This window comes from Pseudomonas sp. Marseille-P9899 (genome assembly GCF_903166565.1).
Classification (GTDB): Bacteria; Pseudomonadota; Gammaproteobacteria; order Pseudomonadales; family Pseudomonadaceae; genus Aquipseudomonas; species Aquipseudomonas huaxiensis.
Map to the genome: position 1 here is coordinate 504951 of NZ_CAESCG010000003.1, position 20281 is coordinate 525231.

General features: G+C 63.0%; 18 protein-coding genes. 7 read left to right on the forward strand and 11 right to left on the reverse strand.

What is annotated here, in order from left to right; translation table 11 throughout:
- The first annotated feature begins 84 nt into the window (after positions 1 to 84).
- Positions 85 to 393, forward strand: a complete 309-nt coding sequence (locus HWV67_RS18110; RefSeq protein WP_095154794.1) for a putative quinol monooxygenase — start codon at positions 85 to 87, stop codon at positions 391 to 393.
- A gap of 40 nt (positions 394 to 433) precedes the next feature.
- Positions 434 to 664: a hypothetical protein gene (locus HWV67_RS18115; protein WP_175652219.1), complete on the forward strand. Its 231-nt coding sequence runs from the start codon at positions 434 to 436 to the stop codon at positions 662 to 664.
- A 9-nt stretch (positions 665 to 673) separates the two neighbouring features.
- Here the strand turns inward: HWV67_RS18115 and HWV67_RS18120 are convergent, their stop codons facing one another.
- On the reverse strand, positions 674 to 1279 hold the full coding sequence (locus tag HWV67_RS18120; protein WP_175652220.1) for a flavin reductase family protein: 606 nt from the start codon (positions 1277 to 1279) through the stop codon (positions 674 to 676).
- Between the two features lie 108 nt (positions 1280 to 1387).
- Positions 1388 to 1675: a hypothetical protein gene (locus HWV67_RS18125; protein ID WP_175652221.1), complete on the reverse strand. Its 288-nt coding sequence runs from the start codon at positions 1673 to 1675 to the stop codon at positions 1388 to 1390.
- 332 nt (positions 1676 to 2007) lie between these two features.
- Between HWV67_RS18125 and HWV67_RS18130 the strand changes: the two genes are divergently transcribed.
- Positions 2008 to 2757: a COG4705 family protein gene (locus tag HWV67_RS18130; protein ID WP_175652222.1), complete on the forward strand. Its 750-nt coding sequence runs from the start codon at positions 2008 to 2010 to the stop codon at positions 2755 to 2757.
- A 41-nt stretch (positions 2758 to 2798) separates the two neighbouring features.
- Here the strand turns inward: HWV67_RS18130 and HWV67_RS18135 are convergent.
- From HWV67_RS18135 to bglX, 5 genes are all read right to left on the reverse strand, one after another.
- A protein-coding gene (locus HWV67_RS18135) for an IS3 family transposase (RefSeq protein ID WP_175652223.1) occupies positions 2799 to 4021 on the reverse strand; the annotation gives its coding sequence in 2 pieces (ribosomal slippage) (positions 2799 to 3670 and positions 3670 to 4021; 1224 coding nt in all).
- A 123-nt stretch (positions 4022 to 4144) separates the two neighbouring features.
- On the reverse strand, positions 4145 to 5470 hold the full coding sequence (locus tag HWV67_RS18140) for an MFS transporter (protein ID WP_175652224.1): 1326 nt from the start codon (positions 5468 to 5470) through the stop codon (positions 4145 to 4147).
- Positions 5471 to 5731: 261 nt separating this feature from the next.
- A complete protein-coding gene (locus HWV67_RS18145) occupies positions 5732 to 7066 on the reverse strand; it encodes a sigma-54-dependent transcriptional regulator (protein ID WP_175652225.1) in 1335 nt (444 codons plus the stop codon).
- Entirely contained in the window at positions 7060 to 8817 is a 1758-nt protein-coding gene (locus HWV67_RS18150; protein ID WP_175652226.1) for a sensor histidine kinase, read from the reverse strand. The genes HWV67_RS18145 and HWV67_RS18150 overlap by 7 nt, the downstream gene beginning before the upstream one ends.
- A 63-nt stretch (positions 8818 to 8880) precedes the next feature.
- Complete coding sequence (bglX, locus tag HWV67_RS18155; RefSeq protein WP_175652227.1) at positions 8881 to 11178, reverse strand: beta-glucosidase BglX; 2298 nt, start codon at positions 11176 to 11178, stop codon at positions 8881 to 8883.
- Positions 11179 to 11364: 186 nt separating this feature from the next.
- Here bglX and HWV67_RS18160 point away from each other — a divergent pair, with 186 nt between their 5' ends.
- The 4 genes from HWV67_RS18160 to HWV67_RS18175 all read left to right on the forward strand — a co-directional run bounded on the left by HWV67_RS18160 (position 11365) and on the right by HWV67_RS18175 (position 14850).
- On the forward strand, positions 11365 to 11961 hold the full coding sequence (locus tag HWV67_RS18160) for a LemA family protein (protein ID WP_175652228.1): 597 nt from the start codon (positions 11365 to 11367) through the stop codon (positions 11959 to 11961).
- On the forward strand, positions 11961 to 12713 hold the full coding sequence (locus HWV67_RS18165) for a TPM domain-containing protein (protein WP_175652229.1): 753 nt from the start codon (positions 11961 to 11963) through the stop codon (positions 12711 to 12713). Before HWV67_RS18160 ends, HWV67_RS18165 begins: the two co-directional genes overlap by 1 nt.
- A 195-nt stretch (positions 12714 to 12908) precedes the next feature.
- Positions 12909 to 13526, forward strand: coding sequence for a TPM domain-containing protein (locus HWV67_RS18170; RefSeq protein WP_175652230.1), 618 nt, complete (start codon positions 12909 to 12911; stop codon positions 13524 to 13526).
- 106 nt (positions 13527 to 13632) lie between these two features.
- Positions 13633 to 14850, forward strand: coding sequence for a class I SAM-dependent methyltransferase (locus HWV67_RS18175; protein ID WP_175652231.1), 1218 nt, complete (start codon positions 13633 to 13635; stop codon positions 14848 to 14850).
- Positions 14851 to 14884: 34 nt separating this feature from the next.
- Here the strand turns inward: HWV67_RS18175 and HWV67_RS18180 are convergent, their stop codons facing one another.
- The 4 genes from HWV67_RS18180 to HWV67_RS18195 all read right to left on the reverse strand — a co-directional run bounded on the left by HWV67_RS18180 (position 14885) and on the right by HWV67_RS18195 (position 20226).
- On the reverse strand, positions 14885 to 17455 hold the full coding sequence (locus HWV67_RS18180) for a TonB-dependent receptor (RefSeq protein ID WP_175652232.1): 2571 nt from the start codon (positions 17453 to 17455) through the stop codon (positions 14885 to 14887).
- A gap of 146 nt (positions 17456 to 17601) precedes the next feature.
- On the reverse strand, positions 17602 to 18555 hold the full coding sequence (locus HWV67_RS18185; RefSeq protein ID WP_175652233.1) for a FecR family protein: 954 nt from the start codon (positions 18553 to 18555) through the stop codon (positions 17602 to 17604).
- On the reverse strand, positions 18552 to 19097 hold the full coding sequence (locus tag HWV67_RS18190; protein ID WP_095154809.1) for an RNA polymerase sigma factor: 546 nt from the start codon (positions 19095 to 19097) through the stop codon (positions 18552 to 18554). The genes HWV67_RS18185 and HWV67_RS18190 overlap by 4 nt, the downstream gene beginning before the upstream one ends.
- A 103-nt stretch (positions 19098 to 19200) precedes the next feature.
- Positions 19201 to 20226, reverse strand: a complete 1026-nt coding sequence (locus HWV67_RS18195) for a DUF4917 family protein (RefSeq protein ID WP_175652234.1) — start codon at positions 20224 to 20226, stop codon at positions 19201 to 19203.
- Positions 20227 to 20281: the final 55 nt, after the last annotated feature.

The following is a 20281-nucleotide window of genomic DNA, read 5'->3' on the forward strand; positions in this document are numbered from 1 at the left end:
GCTTTCGCCTAACGTGCTCGCGCGGCGGCCCGTACTGTTGGCAGCCTGGCAGTTTCCCTCTGGCCGTCTTCAGGAGCACCGCACATGACGTCATCTCAACCGGTCAGCCACCTTTCCTTCGTGCGCGCCAGCGCGGGCCGTTCCGCAGAACTGGGCGAACGTCTTCAGCAATTGCTCGAACCCAGCCGGCGTACCCCGGGTTGCCTGGCGTTCACCCTGCAACGGTCCACCTGCGATGCCGACTTGTGGCTGCTCAGCAGCCACTGGCGTGACCAGGCGGCGATGAGCGGTTACTTCAATTCGCCCAGCCTGCAGGTGTTTGGCGAGCTGGTGCAGGCGCGGGTGCTGGACAGCCTCGATCTGCACACATTCAGCGAGCCCGGCGCAGGTTAGAATGAGCGCCTTTTTTCGTCACTGATGGGGATCGAGCAACATGGCTCGCAGAGTATTCGTAGGTTTCGAAGCAGTATCGGCGGTGGTTCCCGGCGAAGGCGGCTACAGCGCCGCCATCGCGGTGAAAGGCCTGGGCGCCACCGGCGCGCCGCGTTTCCACAAGGTGCTGGCAGAGCAGACCTTCAAGACCGCCGCGGACGCCGACGATGCGGCGTCCGCCGAGCTTGAGCGGCTCAGCAGCGTCAACGCGGACGCCGAACTGGTCTGGTAAGCGCAAGGCTCAGACCTGTGGGCGCCTCATCTGGAACAGGTTGCCCAGCTCGAAATAATCCGCCGGACCGCCGCCACGCAAAATAGGCTCGGCGGCGGCGGTGTCGTAGATGCCGTCTTTCAGCAGGTGTTCGGCGATATGCACGGCCACCACTTCACCGAGAATCAGCCAGCTCGGCACCAACTCGTGGTCAGCGCGCTGCAATTGCACGATCTGGCTGACCTTGCATTCGAACGACACCGGGCTTTCCTGCACCCGCGGCACAGCGATCACCCGTGAGGCGGCGGGCGTGAGCTGGCTCAGGGCAAACTCATCGACTTCCGGCGCGACGGCCGCGCAGCTCTGGTTCATCGCCTCGGCGAGCGGGCGGGTGGCCAGGTTCCAGGCGAATTCGCCGGTCTGCTCGATGTTGTTCAGGCTGTCTTTGCGCCCGACGCTGCAGAAACCGATGATCGGCGGAATGTAGTTGAAAGCGTTGAAGAAGCTGTAGGGCGCGAGGTTCAGGCGGCCTTGGGCATCCTGGGTGGAAATCCAGCCGATGGGGCGTGGGCCGACGATGGCGTTGAACGGATCGTGGGGCAGGCCGTGGCCTTTTGCGGGTTCGTAGTAGTACATCGATCAGGCCTTGTGGCGAGTGCACGGACGCCTAGTGTGCCAAGTGCCGCGTTCCCTGAAAACGATTAAGCCCGGCCGAAGCCGGGCTGTGAAGGCGTTGCATCGGTGTTAGCTGATGCGGCCAGCCGGGGTACGGTCGAAACCGTCAGCGGCGACTTTGCCGGCTGGAGTGCGGTCGAAACCGTCAGCGGCGACTTTGCCGGCAGGGGTGCGGTCGAAACCGTCAGCGGCGACTTTGCCGGCAGGGGTGCGGTCGAAACCGTCAGCCGCTACAGCCGCCGAGTGGGCTGGTGCATAGCCGAAGTTGTGGGCGTTGGTGCGGTCGAAACCATCGGCGGCGAAAGCGTTGGCGGTCAGGATCGAGAAGGCCAGGGTCAGGATCAGTTTGCTTTTCATGGTCGTTGCTCCGGGGTAGTGAGGGGTTGTTTGTTTCTATGGGTTTGATGCTACGCCGATTAATTCGATTAAAAAGCGCAAAAAATCGGCTATAGAAATCGATTTAATCGATGTGTATGGGCGCGATCAGTCTGTTTCAACTGCTCGAATTGCTCTGGACTGCGTGCTTGCGGGGCACAGCGCTGCCCGTCTCACAAAGCATGCGCGCCCAAGGTTATTGCCGGATTAACGGGATTTTCTCGGGCCAAACGCTTTTTTCATTTCGCGCTGACCTCTTTTTCATCGCCGCTTGCGCAGTCTCTGCCGCACTTGCCCTCTGGAGCTTCGAGCCGATGAATAAACTCCCCCAAATCACCCTGGCGTTCTGGATCATGAAGATCTGCGCCACCACGCTTGGAGAGACAGCGGGCGACCTGCTGTCCATGACGCTCAACGTGGGTTATGCGCTGAGCTCGGTGATCCTGATCAGCCTGTTCCTGGTCACGCTGGTGACGCAGTTGTTTTCCAGGCGTTATCACCCGGTGCTGTACTGGCTGGTGATCCTCTCCACCAGTACGGCCGGCACCACCATGTCGGACTTCATGGACCGCACCCTGGGCCTTGGCTATGCCACCGGCTCGGCGATCCTGATCGGCATCCTGGTGTTGACCTTCGCGCTGTGGCGCCTGAGTGGCGCCCCGATCAACGTCAACAACATCAGCACCCGCCGCACGGAGCTGTTCTATTGGGTGGCGATCCTGTTTTCCAACACGCTGGGCACGGCCCTGGGCGATTACCTGGCCGACGATTCGGGCCTGGGGTTCGCCGGTGGTGCGCTGGTGGTGGGGGCGGCGATCGGCCTTGTGGTGCTGGCGCGGTACTGGACGCGAATCTCGGGCGTGGTGCTGTTCTGGGTTGCCTTCGTCCTGACCCGGCCGTTCGGGGCGACCTTGGGCGACTTCCTGACCAAACCTCACGAAAAAGGCGGGCTGGATTTCGGCACGGTGGGATCGTCGTTGGTGCTGGGCGGGATCCTGCTGGGCTTCATCCTCATGGCGCATCACTTCAACCGGCGCGGGTGGCGGAGCTGTCCTGAGTTCTGAGCGCTGTCCAGTCCTGAAATAGGTTTACACCTGTTTCAGTCTCAAAACGCCCGATGCACCGCATCGGGCGTTTTGTATTTCAAGGCCAGATGTGGCCGCTCCGCGTTGTAGATCAGTACCGATTCATCAACCATTTTTACCGCGTCGGCCAAGTTCTTGGGGCGATGCAGCAAAAATTCCGTCTTCAAAATTCCGTTTATTCGCTCCGCCATAGCGTTCTGATAGCAGTCATAGCCATCGGTCATCGAGCAAGTGACCCCATGCTTGACGTGAAAACGCTGATAAAGCTCGGAGCAATATTGCACCCCTCGGTCTGAGTGATGAACCAGGGATTGCTTGGTTTTCCTTCCCCCTGCAGCCTTCTTCAGTGCTTTGAGCACCGACTCTGTATGCAAGCTCTCATGCACATGATGCCCCACTATTTTTCGCGAGTAGGCGTCAGTGATTAGGCTCAGATAAGCAACGCTTTCTTGGGTCGGCAGATAGGTTATGTCCGCTACCCAAACTTGCTCAGGACCACTGGCGACGATCTGCTGCGGGCCTGCCTTGAGTAGGTTGGGATGACGGCGAAATCGATGATGGCTGTGAGTTGTCTTGTGGTAGGCCCGCCGGCGAGGGCCCAGTTCTCGCGCTTCTCGCAGGATGTGAACCAGCCGATCCCGCCCCACCTGCAATGCCGTTTCTGCTTCGGCATGCAGCAAATAGTGCAGCTTGCGTGTTCCCAGCCTTGGCTGACGCCGGCGCTTTTCCAGAACGAAATCCACGACCTTTTGAGCGGTGCTAGCCTTGGCATCAAAAGCTCGATTGCGCTTGTAGTAAGCCTGGCGTGAAATACCCATGAACAGGCAAGCCCTGCTAATACTCAGGTCTTTGACTTGCCCTTGCGCGAGGACTTGCCGGGTCGCTTTTTTACGACGGATACACCGTAGTCGTTCTTCAGAACATTCACGACAGCTTCAAAGAACTGAGCCTTTTGATTACTCAGTGCAAGCTGTTCTTCAAGCTCTTTGATCCGCTGCTCGGGTGTGAGCGGTAGCGTTGGCTCGGTCATGGACCTGTTCCTCGGCACTCGAATAGACGCGCCCTGGCTCCAATCCTGCCGACCATGTTTGCGTAGCCACACCAACACCGTAGACCGGCCCTGGATACCATAGCGCCGTTGAGCCTCTTTATAACTCAACTCGCCCTTTTCGACCTGGTCGACCACTGACAATTTAAAAGCCTGCGTGTAATCGCGCTGGCTGCGCCTTTTCCCCGAATCCATTGCTCCCTCCTGAAATAAGGTCAGAAGGTGTAAACCTTATTCAGGACGGGTCACGCGCATGAAAAAAGCCCCCGGCCAATTGGCCGGGGGCTTTGTTTTTATTGCGAGCGAGTGTCGTGTGGATCAGTCCGTCACGATTCGCGAATGTTTCTGGGTGTCCTTCATGAACACATACACCAGCAACGAGCAGGCGATACAGGCGGTGACGTACCAGTAGTAACCAGTTTCCATGCCGGCGCTCTTGAACCACAGGGCCACGTATTCAGCGGTGCCGCCGAAGATCGAGACGGTCAGGGCGTAAGGCAGGCCGACGCCCAGCGCGCGGATTTCGGGGGGGAACAGGTCGGCTTTGACCACGGCGTTGATCGAGGTGTAGCCGCTGACGATGATCAGCGCCGCCATGATCAGGAAGAACGCGCCCCACCAGCTCTGGATGGTGTGCAGGGTGGTCAGGATCGGCACGGTGAAGATAGTGCCGAGAACACCGAAGGCGATCAGGATCGGACGTCGACCGATCTTGTCGGAGAGGGCGCCGATCACCGGTTGCAGGCACATGAACAGGAACAGGGTGGCTGCTGAAATCATGGTCGAGTCGGTGATGCTCATGCCGACGGTGTTGACCAGGTATTTCTGCATGTAGGTGGTGTAGGTGTAGAAGGCCAGGGTACCGCCCATGGTCAGGCCGACCACGGTGGCGAGTTCCTTCGGATGGCGCATCAGGGTGCGCATCAGGCTCTCTTTGGCTTTGTTTTTTTCCTTCTTGGTGAAGGAAGCGGTTTCTTCCATGCCGCGACGCAGGTACAGCGCAACCACCGCGCACAGCGCGCCGATCACGAAGGGTACGCGCCAGCCCCAGGAGTAGAGCTGTTCGGTGGTCAGGGTCTGTTGCAGGACGATCAGCACGGCAAGAGCGATGAGCTGGCCGGAAATCAGGGTGACGTACTGGAAGCTGGAGAAGAACCCGCGGCGTTCCTTGGTGGCCATTTCGCTGAGGTAGGTCGCCGAGGTGCCGTATTCGCCACCTACCGACAGGCCCTGCATCAGGCGGGCGATGATCAGCAGGACCGGTGCGGCGACGCCGATGGTTTCATAGCTCGGGGTCAGGGCGATGACCAGGGAGCCGAAGCACATCAGCAATACCGAGGCCATCAGTGCGGCCTTGCGGCCCTTGCGGTCGGCGTAGATGCCCATCAGCCAGCCGCCGATCGGGCGCATCAGGAAGCCCACGGCGAAGATCGCGGCGGTGTTGAGCAGTTGCGCGGTGGTGTCGCCGGCGGGGGAGAAGGCCTTGGCGAAGTACAGGGAGAATGCGGCGGAGACGTACCAGTCGTACCACTCGACCATGTTGCCGACCGATCCGCTGAAGATCGACTTGAGGCGACTGGAGGTGGTTTTTACCGGCGCGGGCGTGGCAATCGCCCCAGCAGGCACGGAGGTGGAGTTATCCATTGACGGGACCTTCATCGTTGTTTTTGTGGAGCGCGCCGAAACGCAGCCTGGCGGGTCTATAGCAGGAGCTGTGCCAGGGGGCTTGATCACCGTCATCGCTGGTCAGCCAGCTCTCACCAAAGCCTTGAAATAGAGGCTTTCAAGGCGCCTGTGGGCGCGGGCTTGCCAGCGATAGCGGCAGCACAAACAGCAACAATGAAAAATCAAATGAGCGGAAATCCGCTTATGTGAAGACGGGCTTGAGCAGGAATCCGCCGACGCTCAGGGCCGATCGAGGAAGTCTTCGCGGACCAGGCCGTGGCGCTGCATTTTTTCGTTAAGGGTGCGCCGCGGCAGTTGCAGTTCTTCCATCACTGCCTTGATTTCGCCCTTGTGCCGACGCAAAGAGGCGCGCAGGCAGTTGGCCTCGAAAGCCTCCTGTTGCGCGGCCAGGGACTGTCCGGGTTCTTCGGGAGGCGAGGTCGGGTCGGCCAGACCGAGGGCGTGGCGCTCGGCGGCGTTGGCCAGTTCGCGGACGTTGCCCGGCCAGTCGTGGCCAAGCAACTGGCCCAGTTGCGCAATGCTCAACTGCGCCGCGCTGCGGCCGCTGCGTTCGGCGGCGTGGCGGGCGAAGTGCTCGAACAGCAGCGGGATGTCCTCACGCCGCTCACGCAGCGGTGCCAGACGCAGCTCGGCAATATTCAGCCGATACACCAGGTCTTCACGGAAACGTCCGGCGCGGGCTTCTTCGAGAAGGTCGGGTTTGGTCGCGGCGATGATGCGCAGGTCTACCGCGATGCTCTGGTTGGAGCCGAGGCGCTCCAGGCGCTGCTCCTGGATCACCCGCAGCAGTTTGGCCTGCTGGGCCAGCGGCAGGCTTTCGATCTCGTCGAGGAACACCGTGCCGCCGTCGGCGTATTCCAGCTTGCCGATGCGTTTGCCCTGGGCACCGGTGAAGGCGCCGCTTTCATGGCCAAACAGTTCGGCTTCGAACAGGTGCTCGGGAATGGCCGCGCAGTTCAGCGCGACGAAGGGTTTGTCGGCGCGCGGGCCGAAGTCGTGCAGGCAGCGGGCGACACGTTCCTTGCCGCTGCCGGTTTCGCCACGGATCAGCACGTTGACCGGCAGGTTCGCCAGTTCCAGCACCTGACGCCGCAGTTGCTGCATGCCTTGGGTCATGCCCAGCAGGGCGGACTCCAGCCGGCTCTTGATGTCGGCTTGTTCGTGCAGGCGGCGGTTTTCCAGGACCAGCCGGCGTTTTTCCAGGGCGCGGCACAGGCTGCCCATCAGGGCGTCGGGGCTGAAGGGCTTTTCCAGAAAGTCGTAGGCGCCGTTACGCATGGCTTCGACGGCCATGGGCACGTCGCCATGACCGGTCAGCAGGATCACCGGCAGGTCGGCGTCGCGGCTGCGCAGTTGATCCAGCAGTTGCAGGCCGTCCATGCCGGGCATGCGCACATCGCTGAGGATCACCCCGGGAAAGTGCGCCGGCAGATTCGCCAGGCATTCGTCCGCGCGGCTGAACAGCTTGACCTCGAAGCCCGACAGGCTCAGCCACTGCTCGACTGCCGTGCGGATGCTGGCTTCATCGTCGACGACAATCACCGAATTCAACATACGGGCTCCGGGTCGCGGGGAAGGGTGAAGCTGAAGCGGGCGCCGCCGGGCTGGTTGTCGACCTGCAGGCGGCCGCCGGCTTCGTGGATGATGCCATAGGAAATCGCCAGGCCCAGCCCGAGGCCTTCGCCCACCGGCTTGGTGGTGAAGAACGGGTCGAACACGCTGCCCAGGTGTTCCGGAGCGATGCCGCCGCCGCTGTCGAGCACGCTCAGGCGCCAGCCGTCACCTTCGCAGTCGATGCGGATTTCCAGGCGGCGATAACCTTTGCCGGCCATGGCATCCAGGGCGTTGTGCAACAGGTTGATCAGCACTTGCTCCAGGCGGATCGCATCGCCGCGGACCCAGGCTGGACGGGCCAGGTACAGCGCGGTGCTGACGCTTTCGGCGCGCAGGCGGGTATCGAGCAGTTGCAGGGCGTGATCGACCACCGTGGCCAGGTCGAGGCTTTCGCGCAGGCCGCTGGGGCTGTTGCGGGCGAAGGTTTTCAGGTGCCCGGTGAGTGCGGCCATGCGCGTGAGCATCTGCTCCAGCGGTTGCAGGGCGAGGCGGGCTTCCTCGACGCGGTCGTGGTCCAGCAGCAGGCGCAACGACGCCAGTTGCATGCGCTGGGTGGTCAGTGGCTGGTTCAGTTCGTGGGCGAGGGCGGCGGACATCTGCCCCAGCGCCGCCAGCTTGGTCGATTGCACCAGGCCTTCCTGAGCGGTGCGCAGGTCGCGGGTGCGTTCTTCCACCAGTCGTTCCAGTTCTTCGCGGCTGCGTTGGCGCAGGCGGGCCAGGCGCAGGCGCTGGTTGACGAAGAGCACGGCGAAGACCAGGGTCAGCCAGATCGCCGCGGCGGCCAGCGCGGCGTTGCGCCCGTCATTGCCGGTCTGCGGCGCGCGCAGCAGGTGCAGGGTCCAGCCTTCTGTTTCCAGCGGCAGGCTTTCCCACAAGTAATCCTGCGTGCCTTCCGGGCCCTGCACGCGGACCAGATTGCTGTTGTCGTCGAAGCGGTTGAGCACCTGGCGCTGCAAGGGCACCAGCGGTTGTTTGTCGTACTGGCGGGTCTGTTCCAGTTCGTTGAAGTCATGGGCCGAAAGGGTGTTGAGCTTGCGGTAGCGCCAGCCCTCCTGGTTGGCGATGAAGACAATGCCGCGCGAGTCGCTGACCAGCAGCACGTCGTTGCCCAGGCGCCATTCCCGTTCCAGCTCGGGGAATTCCAGCTTGACCACCATGGCGCCGAGGAAGCGCTGGTTGTCGTCCTTCACCGCACTGGACAGAAAGTAACCGGGAATGCCGCTGGTCACGCCCACGGCGTAGAAGCGCCCGGTGCCCTGGCTGAGGGTCTGCTTGAAATACGGCCGGAAGCCATAGTTATGGCCCACGTAGGTATTGGGCAGGCGCCAGTTGCTGGCGGCCACGGCCAGGCCGGTGTGGTCGAGCAGTTCCAGGGTGGAGGAATTGGCCGCGTCGTTGATGCGCTCGAGCTTGCGGTTGAGCAGGTCCTGGGTGACGGAATTCACCGGGCCGTCGAGTGCGGCGATCAATTCCGGGTCCAGCGCCAGCACGGCGGGCAAGGCGCGGTAGCGTTCGATCAGGGTATGCAGCGAGGTGGCGTACAGGCCCAGTTGCTGGTTGGCCCGCTCCGCTTCCTCGACCATGGCCTGGCGTTGTGCGTGGTGCATGGCCCAGGCGGCGGCGAGCAAGGTGCCGGCGCTGATCAGCAGGAGAATCAGGCCGAGACGCAGGGTGCGAAAGGAGAAAAGCATCGATAGACCATCCGCGGCGATGGGGAAGGCCATGAGGCGCTTCCCCTTGGGCAGGGCGAGGTGTTACAGCAGCTCGAAGCTCTGCTGTTGCACTGTCTCGGAGTCCAGGCCGACCTGCACGTTGAACTCACCCGGTTCGGCGGCGAGCTTCAATTGGCTGTTGTAGAACTTCAGGTCGTCTTCGCTGACGCGGAAGGTCACGACCCGTTCTTCACCCGCCTTGAGCAGGACTTTCTGGAAGTTTTTCAGTTCCTTGACCGGGCGGCTCATGGACGCGGCGACATCCTGCACATAAAGCTGCACCACGGTTTCGCCGTCACGCTTGCCGGTGTTCTTCACCTTGACGCTGGCTTCCAGGCTGCCGCCCTGTTTCAGGGTTTTCGCCGAGAGCGTCAGCGGCGACACCGAGAACTCGGTGTAGCTCAGCCCGTAACCGAACGGATACAGCGGGCCGTTGGGCTCCTCGAAGTACTGCGAGGTGTAGTTGCCCGGCTTGCCCGGCGTGAACGGACGGCCGATGCGCATGTGGTTGTAGTACATCGGGATCTGGCCGACCGACCGCGGGAAGGTGATGGGCAGCTTGCCGGACGGGTTGTAGTCGCCGAACAGCACGTCGGCGATGGCGTTGCCGCCTTCGGTGCCGCTGAACCAGGTTTCCAGCAGGGCGTCGGCCTGTTCGCGCTCCCAGTTGATCGACAGCGGACGGCCGTTCATCAGCACCAGCACCAGCGGCTTGCCAGTGGCTTTCAGCGCCTTGATCAGGTCGCGTTGTACCGCCGGGACTTCCAGGGTGGTGCGGCTGGACGATTCGTGGGACATGCCACGGGATTCGCCGACCACGGCGACGATCACGTCAGACTGCTGGGCGGCCTTGACCGCTTCGTCGATCAACACCGCGGCGGGGCGTGGGTCGTTGACGATTTCCGGGGCGTCGAAGTTGAGGAAGTTCAGGTAGTCGAACATGGCTTTGTCGCCGGTGATGTTCGAGCCCTTGGCGTAGACCAGCTTGGCCTTGTCGCCGACCGCGCGGCGCAGGCCTTCGCGGACGGTGACCGAGTGCACCGGCTTACCGTCGGCGGCCCAACTGCCCATCATGTCGATGGGCGCATCGGCCAGCGGGCCGACCAGGGCGATGGTGCCGTTCTTTTTCAGCGGCAGGGTCTGATTGCGGTTTTCCAGCAGCACCAGGCTGCGGCGCGCCACGTCGCGGGCGGCGTCACGGTGCAGGCGGGAATCGGCGTAGTAGTCCGGCACATCGTTTTCCGCTTTGCCGATGCGCACGTACGGGTCTTTGAACAGGCCCATGTCGTACTTGGCGCCGAGCACCTCGCGTACTGCCTGGTCCAGCTCGGCCTGGCTGACTTCACCGGACTTGAGCAGGCCCGGCAGTTCTTCGCCGTACAGCGAGTCGTTCATGCTCATGTCGATGCCGGCCTTGATCGCCAGCTTGGCCGCTTCACGGCCGTCGCGGGCGACACCGTGGCGGATCAGTTCCTGGATGGCGCCGTGGTCGCTGATGGTCACGCCGTTGAAGCCCCACTCCTTGCGCAGCAGGTCGTTCATCAGCCAGGTGTTGGAAGTGGCAGGCACGCCGTTGATCGAGTTCAGCGCCACCATCACCCCGCCGGCACCGGCGTCGATGGCCGCGCGGTACGGCGGCAGATAGTCGTTGTACATCTTCGGCAGGCTCATATCGACCGTGTTGTAGTCGCGCCCGCCTTCCACCGCGCCATACAGGGCGAAGTGCTTGACGATGGCCATGATGCTGTCGTGCTCGGCCGGGCTCTTGCCCTGGAACGACTTGACCATCACTTCGCCGATCCGCGAGGTCAGCCAGGTGTCTTCGCCGAAGCCTTCACTGGTGCGGCCCCAGCGCGGGTCGCGGGCGATGTCGACCATCGGCGCGAAAGTCATGTCGAGGGCGTCGGCGGAGGCTTCGATGGCCGAAGTGCGGCCGACTTTGGCGATGGCGTTCATGTCCCAGCTCGACGCCAGGCCCAGGCCGATCGGGAAAATGGTGCGGTTGCCGTGAATGGTGTCGTAGGCGAAGAACATCGGGATCTTCAGCCGGCTGCGCATGGCGGCGTCCTGCATCGGCCGGTTTTCCGGGCCGGTACGCGAGTTGAAGGTGCCGCCGATGCGGCCCGCGGCGATTTCCTCGCGGATCTTCTCCCGTGGCATCTCCGGGCCGATGCTGATCAGGCGCAACTGGCCGATCTTCTCGTCCTGGGTCATCTGCTCCAGCAGCTTGGCGACGAACACCTTTTTCTCTTGCAGGTGCGTGGCGGCGGCAGAGGTGTCGGCCAGGGCCGTCTGACTGGCCAGGCTGACGAGCAGGCCCAGCAAACACAGCTTGTTCATGGATTCAGTTCTCGAGGCTCGCGCCGGCATTCACGGTGGATACCGGCCAGCCGAAATTGGGGGAGCGGCTATTGTTGTAGTTTGCTGGGGCATGTTTTTAGCCGATTGGGCCTGCAGTATCCAGCGGCGGCCACGGATTATGCCTCAAGTCCGGTGCTTTACGGATAATCAAGGAGCGTTGCGACGATGCGGGTATTAAAGGGTGCAAAGCCATGGTTGCTGGTGCTGCTGGCCAGTCTGCTGGCCGGCTGCGGGATCAACAACATTCCCAACTATGACGAACAGGTGAAGGCGGCCTGGGGCCAGGTACAGAACCAGTACCAGCGCCGTGCCGACCTGATTCCCAATCTGGTGGCGACGGTCAAGGGCTATGCCCAACATGAACAGGAAACCCTGACTGCGGTGGTCGAGGCGCGGGCCAAGGCGACGTCGATTCAGGTCGATGCCAGCACCCTCGACGATCCGGAAAAACTGCGCCAGTTCCAGGCTGCGCAGTCGCAGTTGAGCGGTGCGTTGAGCCGGCTGATGGTGGTCTCGGAGCGCTACCCGGACCTCAAGGCCAACCAGAACTTCCTCGCCCTGCAATCCCAGCTCGAAGGGACGGAAAACCGTATCGCCGTGGCGCGCAAGGATTTCATCGCCGCCGTGCAGCGCTATAACACCGAGATTCGCACCTTCCCCGGACGGATCTGGCACAGCGTGATGTACAGCGACTTGCCGCTGCGCGAGAGCTTCGAAGCGACCAGTGCCGACGCCGACAAAGCCCCTGAAGTGAAATTCTGATGCGCCTGTTCAAGGCCGTGGTGCTGCTGGCGCTGCTCGCCATGGCCTTGGCGGTGCGCGCCGAGCCGTCGTTCCCGGCGCTCAGCGGGCGGGTGGTGGACAACGCCAACCTGCTCGACGCCCATACCCGCAGCCAGCTCGGGCAGATGCTCGAAGCCCACGAGCAGGCCACCGGCGAGCAGGTCGTGGTGGTGACACTGACCGACCTGCAAGGGCTGCCCATCGAGGATTACGGCTACCAGTTGGGCCGGCACTGGGGCATTGGCCAGAAGGGCAAGGACAATGGCGCGCTGCTGATCGTCGCGCCCGAGCAACGCAAGGTCCGCATCGAAGTGGGCTACGGGCTGGAAGAACGCCTCACCGACGCGCAGTCGTCGGTCATCATCAACCGGATCATCCTGCCGGCCTTCAAGCGCGGCGAACTCAGCCAGGGCATCGTCCAGGGCGCGGCCGCGATCCTGCAGGTACTCGGCGGAAATCCGCTGGCCCAGCCGTCCGCGCTCAGCGGCGGGCAAAGCGAGGGTGAGTCGCCGTCTTTGCTGTCCATCGGGCTGTTCATTCTGATGGTGGTGGTTGTGCTGTATTTGCAGGGCCTTGGTGGCGGCGGTCGTCGTGGCGGGCCGGGCGGCGGTTTTGGCGGTGGCTTCGGCGGGTTGGGCGGCGGCGGTGGGGTTGGGCGCGGCGGCGGAGGTGGTGGCTTTGGCGGCGGTGGCGGCAGTTTTGGCGGCGGCGGATCGTCCGGTAGCTGGTGAGTTCGTTGGGGCGACGGAATCCCTGTAGGAGCGGCTTCAGCCGCGAACGGCGGCAGAGCCGTCGTAGAACCTGAGTCCCCGACCAGCCTGATACACCGCGGGCTCAGGTTTTATGGCCGCTGCGCGCCCATTCGCGGCTGAAGCCACTCCCACAGAAAACGCAGCGCCTCTTAATTGTGTTCAAGGAACAACCTGATGGCATTGCTCAACGAGTTGCAACAACGACAGGTCGCCGAGGCGATCACGGCGGTCGAGAAATACACCGACGCCGAGCTGGTCACGGTGCTGGCCCGTAGCGCCGACGACTACGCCTATGTGCCGCTGGTCTGGGCCAGCCTGCTGGCGCTGCTGGTGCCGGGGCTGGTGTATTACGTCACGGGCTGGTTCAGCGCCCACGGTCTGCTGATCACCCAGTGGGTGACGTTTATCGTGCTTTGCCTGGTGCTGCGCCTGCCGCTGTTCACCAGTCGCCTGGTGCCGAAGGCAGTGCGCCACTGGCGCGCGTCGAACCTGGCGCGGCGACAGTTTCTCGAACAGAACCTGCACCACACCGAAGGCCGTACCGGTGTGCTGATTTTCGTCAGCGAGGCGGAGCGTTATGTGGAAATCCTGGTAGATGACGGCATCGCCTCGCGTCTGGACAACCAGGCCTGGGACGCCATCGTCGCCGGCTTCACCGCCCAGGTCCGCGCGGGCCAGACGCTTGCGGGTTTCCTCACCTGCATCGAGGCCTGCGGCGAGTTGCTCAAGACCCATGTGCCGTTGACCCAAAGCCGCAACGAGCTGCCCAACCGCCTAGTGATCCTCGACTGATGCCGCGCTGATCGACAAAAGCTGTGCGCTGGCCGGGCATCAACGTAAAATGCCCGCCATTGCGCGCCGGCTGGCGCCCCCGCAACCCCCGAGGCACCCAATCCCCATGTCCGCTACCCCCACCGCCCAGGCCGCGCCGGATGCGCGTGCGCAGTTTCTCGCCCTGTTGGCCGAGAGCCTGCACCAGCAATCCTTCGTCAAGCTGGTACTGGCCCGTCACGTCGGCGCCGAAGCCGACCTGCAACGCATCATCGCCAAGCCGCTGACGGTCAAGGGGCAGGCCTGCCTGTCATTCGTCCATCGCTACAAGACCCGCGACATCACCCGCAACCTGCCGCTGGACGAAGCGCTGGCACAGGTCGGCGAGTGGCTGCCGGGCGCGTTTCGCAATGCCCACTTGCTGAGCCTGGCCGATGACGCGCAACTGGAGTTCAGCAAGAAGGGCAAGCCGATGCTGCACCGCAACGCCGCGCAGCAAGAGCGCCAGGCCGCGGGCGGCGAGCATGACCGCGAGAAGAAACGCTACCTGGAACTGAGCCGGCCGTTCCTTCAGGACCTCGGCGTGACCGACAAGCAGCAGGCACTGATCCCGGCGATGTCGCGCAAGTGGAAGCAGATCAACAAATTCATCGAAGTGTTTTCCCATGCCTTCGCCAGTGTTTCGCTGGCGGACGACAAACCCGTGCGGGTGGCGGATTTCGGCTCCGGCAAGGGTTACCTGACCTTCGCCATCCACGATTACCTGAGCAACACCCTGCAGCGTCCGGCGCAGGTGACGGGGGTCGAGTTGCGCCCGGACATGGTCGAACTGTGCAATGCCGCGGCCGCTCATCTGGAGCATCCGGGGCTGGTGTTCGAACAGGGTGACGTGCGCACCGTGGTGCCGGCCGAGATCGATGTGATGATCGCCCTGCATGCCTGCGATATCGCCACCGACTATGCGATCCACACCGGCATCCGTTGTGGCGCGGCGATCATCATGTGCTCGCCGTGCTGCCACAAACAGATCCGTCCGCAGCTGCACAGCCCGGGCTTGCTCAAGCCGATGCTGCAATACGGCCTGCATTTGGGGCAGCAGGCGGAAATGCTCACCGACAGCCTGCGCGCGCTGTACCTGGAAGCCTGTGGTTACGACACCAAGGTGTTCGAGTTCATCTCGTTGGAGCACACCAACAAGAACAAGATGATCCTCGCGACCAAGCGCAAGGAGGCGGGGGATTCAGCGGCGTTGCTGGAGAAGATCGCGGAGTTGAAGGCGTTCTATGGGGTTTCTGAGCATTGTCTGGAGACATTGCTGCGGGCGGATCAACTGATTCCGGCGTGAGTGAATCGGGGCCGCAAGGCGGCCCCTACGTTACTCAGAAGAACCGGGTAATGCTCACCTTGGCATTGCGCCCTGTGCTGTAGACGTTGTTGTCGCTGAGCATCGGCACGTAATCGCGGTTGAACATGTTGTCGAGGGTGAAGTTGACCTCGGTGCCCTTCAGGTATTGCTGCTTCGGTTTCCAGCTGGCGAACAGGCCCTGGACGTTGTAGGCGTCGTTGGCGCGATGGTCCCAGGCGCTGTCACCCAGTGCGCTGCCCATGAAACCCGGTGGGTATTTGTCGCTCGGCAGACGATCGGTCTGGCGTACCCACAGGCCTTTCCAGCCCACCACCACATCCCATTCGGGAATCTTCACACCCAGACGTGCCACCCATTTCGGTGCCGGTACATCACGCGCCCAGACATCCGGGCCCCACGGGTTGTTGTAGGCGCCTTCGTGTTTGCCGGTCATCCAGGTGTAGGAAAGGGTGCCGAACAGGTAGGTGGAATCGTAGAAGCTTTCCACCTCGAAGCCCTTGTAGGTCACGCCTTCGAGATTGCGGTAGTTGCCGATCAGGTAGTTGCCGCAGCTCTGGCCGATGTTGCCGCCGGTCGCGATCTGCGCCTGACACTCGATACCGAGGTTCTTGAAGATCTCGTCCTTGATCTTGTTGTGGAACAGGGTGGTGCGGACCTGCAGGTTGTCGTCGGCGAAGAACAGGCCGGAGAAGTCGGTGACGTTACCGGCACGCAGGGCGGTGACGCGCTCTGGATCGAGGTCGCGGCTGGTGGCGCTGCGTGTGCTGGCCGCGCTCTGTACTTCGTATTGCTCGTCGATGACCGGCGCGCGCCAGGTCTTCGAATAGTCGGCGAAGAACGCGACGTCGTCGGTGGCACGCCAGAACACGGACAGGCGCGGCGACCAGCCGGTGTAGGTCTTGGCGCTGTAGTCGTGGCCGGCCGAGGCGACGTTGTAGAACGGCGCGTCGTTATCTTCGCCGCGGTTGCGCACATGGTCGTAGCGCAACGACGGGGTGATGGTCACCTGGCCAAGGGTGATGGCGTCCTGCACGTAGGCGCTGTTGGTATCCACTTTGCCGTGGGGCATGAAGTTCGGCTGGAAGTGGCCGTAGTTGTAGGCCGCGGTGTTTTGCGCGTTGCCCGGCAGCCACATCTCGGTTTCGCGGGCGTGGCGGTGCAACTCGACGCCGGTGGTCAGCGAGTGTTCCAGCACGCCAGTGTTGAACTGCGCGGTGTTGCGTACTTCGAAGTTGCGGTCCTTGTATTCGGTATCCATGCGCCGGCCGCCGGTGGCGAGCTGGAACACGGCGTTGGGCCCGCGCTCGTCGGTCTGGTCGACATCGGATTCGGAATAGCTGACTTCCAGATTGACCAGCGGATTGTCCACCGGCTGGAAGCGATATTTGGCCGACCAGGTGGTGTCGATGGTTTCGCGGTGCGCCAGGAAACGGCGCATGGCGTCTTTGTAACCGTAGCGGTCGATGTTGGCCTTGGTCGGCGGCGTCGAGTAGTTGGTCGACGAGTAGCGGGTCATGCGTTGGTTGTTCGAGCGCGAGTAGGACAGGCCGAGCGACTGCTCATCGGTGAGCTGGACATTCAGCTTGAACAGGCCGCCTTCCAGGTCCTGGGCGCTGTCAGGCAGGCGCTTGGGGTTGATCGGGTACTGGTTGCGTGGGTCGGGCTGCGACGAGGCCAGCTTGAAATCGTCGCCGTCGCGCTTGGTCAGGTAGACCAGGCCATCGATACGGCGATCTTCGGTGCGCCCGAACAAGGCCGTGCTGTACACCTGCTGATGGTCGTTGCTGGAGTAGCCATATTTGACCATCGCGCCGGTGTCGCGGCCTTCCTGCAGCAGGTCCGGGGCATTTTTGGTGGTCATGTGCACGCTGCCGGCAAGGCCGGTGTTGCCCACGAACGGCGAGTGCGGGCCTTTCTCTACCTCGATGCTCTTGATCAGCTCCGGCTCGACGAACATCGTGCCCTGCTGGTAACGCTCGAAGCCGGTCTTGGTGGCTCCGTCGACGGTCAGTTGCACGTCCTCGGCGTCGCCCATGCCCCAGATATTGATCTTCTGCCCGCCGGGCATCATGGAACCGGCCATTTCCACGCCGGGCAGGGTGCTCAGCAGGGACGGCACGTTGTTCGCCTGTTCACGGTCGATATCGCGCTGGGTCAGGGTCGAGCGGCCGACAGTGGCCGGGGTCACTTGCTGGCCGTCGCCGACGATGCTCATGGCGCCGAGCTGGATGGACGTGTTGTTGTTGCCTGGAGGCGTGGTTTCGTCTTCCTTCGGGCGCACCACGTAGGTGGTGCCCACCTTGACCAGGGTGAAGCGGCTGCTGGCGAGCAGGCGGGCAATCGCTTCCTCGGCGCTGAAATTGCCGCGCAGGGCTGGCGCGGAAACGTTGCGCAGCAACGACTCGTCGAACAGCAGTTGCACTTTGGTCTGTTGCGCCACCTGGCTCAGCGAGGTGGCCAGTGGCTGGGCCGGCAACTGCAGCTCAACGGGTGCGGCCTGGGCCTGAAGGCTCAGGGCCAGGCACACGGCAAGCAGCGATGGACGGGCAGACAACGGCTTGGAAGGTCGAAACGCGCGAAACATGAAATCCCCCAGTGCGGCCAAAGGCCAGAAAAAGTCAGTGCGCAGGGCGCGGACGGGGAGGAAGACGCGGGGCGAGGAAAAACCCTCACATGCGAATGAAAAATATTCTCAGAATTTTTCAGCAGGCTTGCTGCGACGCGGTGGTTCTACTTTCCGGCGCGCTCGATGCGCATCCGCCCATCCGCCAACACGGCGGTCTTCACCGGCAATAACGCCGGCAAGGCATTGAGCAGGGCGTCAGGGTCATGCACATCGAGGTTGCCGGAAACCCGGTACTTCGCCAGCGCCGGGTCAGCCAGCAGCACCGCCGCCGGGCGGTACAGCGACAGTTCGTCCACCAGGCTCGCCAGTTCGCGGTTGCGGAACGAAACATGGCCGCTGCGCCAGTCGGCGACTTCGCCGTCGCTCAGGGTCTGCCGCACCAGGTCGCCGCGGGCCAGGTTGTACACCGCGCGCTCGCGGGCGCCCAGCAGCATCGGTTCGCGGCGCTCGCCCGGCGCGTCGAACGCCACCAGGCCGTGGTCCACGCTCAGCACCAGTTCCTGCTGGCCGCGGCGCAGGTCGAACGCGGTGCCCACCACCCGGACCCGGGCGGGGCCGGCATCGACGAACAACGGTCGTTCCTTGTCCGGGCTGACTTCCAGGTAGACCTGGCCTTGATCGAGGTGCACCAGTCGCCGTTCGGCATCGAACTCGATCCGCACGCGGGAGTTGGCGTTGAGGTTGAGACGGCTGCCGTCGGGCAAGGTGATGGTGCGCGGCTGGCCATCCAGACTGGCCAGTTGTTGCTCCACCGACGCGGCCGGTTTGCCCAGGTTACTCGCCAGCAATGCGCAGACCAGCGCTGCCGCCGTGGCCAGCGCCGGGCGCCAGTACGAGGCTTTGCGCGGGCGTAGCTGCACCGGCTTGTTCAGTTCCTTGAGGGCGGCAAGATCGTCCCAGAGCTGTTCGAACTGATGGTATGCGCGGGCGTTTGCGGGGTGTTCCAGCCACTGGGCGAAGGCTTTGCGCGAGGCTCGCGAGCGCTCATTGCGGTTACGGGTAAACCAGCTCGCCGCCTGGGCGTCGACCGAACGGCTGTCCATGTCAGGAAGGGTCATTCTGGTTGCTCCGCAACGTTGTCACTGTCCAGGCGCTGCTTGAGGTACAGCAGCGCGGCGGCGATGTGTTTCTCCACCATGCTGACTGAAATGCCCATGCGTTCACTGATCTGTGCCTGACTTAAACCTTCGAAGCGGTGCAGCATAAGGGCTTCGCGCCGTCGCGGCGAGAGTTCGGCAAGGACAATTTTCAAATGATCCAGGCGTTGCAGGTGCTGCGCGCTGGCCATCGGGTCGCTGCTTGGGGCCTCGCAGGCCTGGGTTTGCTCCGCCGACTCGGCATGTTCGTCGAGCACCGTGTGGCGCACTTTCTGCCGTCTCCAGTGATCGCGCAACAGGTTGCGCGCCATCTGGAACAGGAACGCGCGAGGCTGCTCCACCCGGGCTTTGTCGCGGTAACCCAGCCATTGGGTGAAGACGTCCTGAGTCATGTCCGCGGCATCGCTGGCGTTGTCCATGCGCTTGCGCAGGAAATGCAGGATGTCGCTGTAAAACCCATGGCAGGTTTCTTGCGCGAAAGGATCGGGTTTGGGGCGGCGCATGCGAGCTTTCCAGGAAAGTGCCGGAGAGAAAGGTCGCAAATGTTATCGAGAATTATTGTTATTTACTATGGGTGTTTCAGCATGTTCCTGCCGCCGGCGTCTTTCAGCGGCGCCGCCGGGTGATTGGCGCGGGGGCCGGCACGTTCAGTTCGGCACGGCCGAGCGGGTGACTGCTGGCATCGAAGAAATGCAGGGTGATCTCCGGCGATTCACCGAAGATGCGCGCGTAATGCTGCTTCTGGCTGATGATCGAAGCGTCGTTCAACGGCAGGATCGCGATCGCCAGATGGGCCGGACGGGCCTGCTGGATCGCTCGCAGCAAATGTCGATCGGCACGGTCGAGGTGATGGCCAAAAATACACAGGCCGCTAGTGTGCGCGGCCAGCGCGGCGTAGCTCCAGGTCAGGTAATCCGAGGCGCGGATCGCTTGCAGCTTGTGTTCGCTGGTGTCTTCGTTGACGAACAGCGGCACATCGCCCGGCGTGTTGATGGCAAAGCCATCGAGCAACTGACTGCCATCGGCCTCGCGTTGGCGCGTGCCGCCGTCCTGGGTCTTGAGCAGGTGCAGGCCGCCGTGCAGGTAGTGCATGCGGGTGCCTTCGCCATGGGTGCGGCTGACGTCGAAGTGGCCCTCTTCATCGAACAACGGCTGGAAACCCTGCGGGTCATGACTGACGGCCCAGTGGTTGAGCAGGTCGTAATTGCCGGAGAACACCGCGCGGTAGTTGCGCAGCTCGGCGTTGATCGCTGCCAGGGTGCTGGACGGCAGCAGCTTCCACGGAATGTGCACGCTGCGCACGGCGTGGATCAGCGCTTCCTTGATCGCGTAATAGCGGTTCAGCGGCGCCGACGAACTGATCGCCAGTGCGGCGTTGACCCGCACCGTGGTGTTGAGGGCGCTGAGCACCGGCTCGAACAGTTCGCTGCCGAGGGATTTGAACAACGCCTGGTCGCTCACCCCCAGCGGTTTGTTGCGCACGCGCTGGGCCAGCTCGAACAGCGAGAAATAGCTGAACGGCCGCCAGATCGCCCGGCTGGCGCCGTTGCCCAGCAGCAGGCCGCTGCACGGGTGACGGGTGTTGAGATCCGGCCAGGAGGCGAGGGTGGCGTCGACGTCGGCGAGGGGCATGCTTGTCTCGTAGGAATCTGTTGCAAATTGGCAGGGCGGGACTGTAGCACGTCAC

Bases quoted from the DNA above. Each gene is read 5' to 3' on its own strand.
- HWV67_RS18110 (WP_095154794.1), top strand. From the start codon at position 85: ATGACGTCATCTCAACCGGTCAGCCACCTTTCCTTCGTGCGCGCCAGC.
- HWV67_RS18115 (WP_175652219.1), top strand. From the start codon at position 434: ATGGCTCGCAGAGTATTCGTAGGTTTCGAAGCAGTATCGGCGGTGGTT.
- HWV67_RS18120 (WP_175652220.1), bottom strand. From the start codon at position 1,279: ATGTACTACTACGAACCCGCAAAAGGCCACGGCCTGCCCCACGATCCG.
- HWV67_RS18125 (WP_175652221.1), bottom strand. From the start codon at position 1,675: ATGAAAAGCAAACTGATCCTGACCCTGGCCTTCTCGATCCTGACCGCC.
- HWV67_RS18130 (WP_175652222.1), top strand. From the start codon at position 2,008: ATGAATAAACTCCCCCAAATCACCCTGGCGTTCTGGATCATGAAGATC.
- HWV67_RS18140 (WP_175652224.1), bottom strand. From the start codon at position 5,470: ATGGATAACTCCACCTCCGTGCCTGCTGGGGCGATTGCCACGCCCGCG.
- HWV67_RS18145 (WP_175652225.1), bottom strand. From the start codon at position 7,066: ATGTTGAATTCGGTGATTGTCGTCGACGATGAAGCCAGCATCCGCACG.
- HWV67_RS18150 (WP_175652226.1), bottom strand. From the start codon at position 8,817: ATGCTTTTCTCCTTTCGCACCCTGCGTCTCGGCCTGATTCTCCTGCTG.
- bglX (WP_175652227.1), bottom strand. From the start codon at position 11,178: ATGAACAAGCTGTGTTTGCTGGGCCTGCTCGTCAGCCTGGCCAGTCAG.
- HWV67_RS18160 (WP_175652228.1), top strand. From the start codon at position 11,365: ATGCGGGTATTAAAGGGTGCAAAGCCATGGTTGCTGGTGCTGCTGGCC.
- HWV67_RS18165 (WP_175652229.1), top strand. From the start codon at position 11,961: ATGCGCCTGTTCAAGGCCGTGGTGCTGCTGGCGCTGCTCGCCATGGCC.
- HWV67_RS18170 (WP_175652230.1), top strand. From the start codon at position 12,909: ATGGCATTGCTCAACGAGTTGCAACAACGACAGGTCGCCGAGGCGATC.
- HWV67_RS18175 (WP_175652231.1), top strand. From the start codon at position 13,633: ATGTCCGCTACCCCCACCGCCCAGGCCGCGCCGGATGCGCGTGCGCAG.
- HWV67_RS18180 (WP_175652232.1), bottom strand. From the start codon at position 17,455: ATGTTTCGCGCGTTTCGACCTTCCAAGCCGTTGTCTGCCCGTCCATCG.
- HWV67_RS18185 (WP_175652233.1), bottom strand. From the start codon at position 18,555: ATGACCCTTCCTGACATGGACAGCCGTTCGGTCGACGCCCAGGCGGCG.
- HWV67_RS18190 (WP_095154809.1), bottom strand. From the start codon at position 19,097: ATGCGCCGCCCCAAACCCGATCCTTTCGCGCAAGAAACCTGCCATGGG.
- HWV67_RS18195 (WP_175652234.1), bottom strand. From the start codon at position 20,226: ATGCCCCTCGCCGACGTCGACGCCACCCTCGCCTCCTGGCCGGATCTC.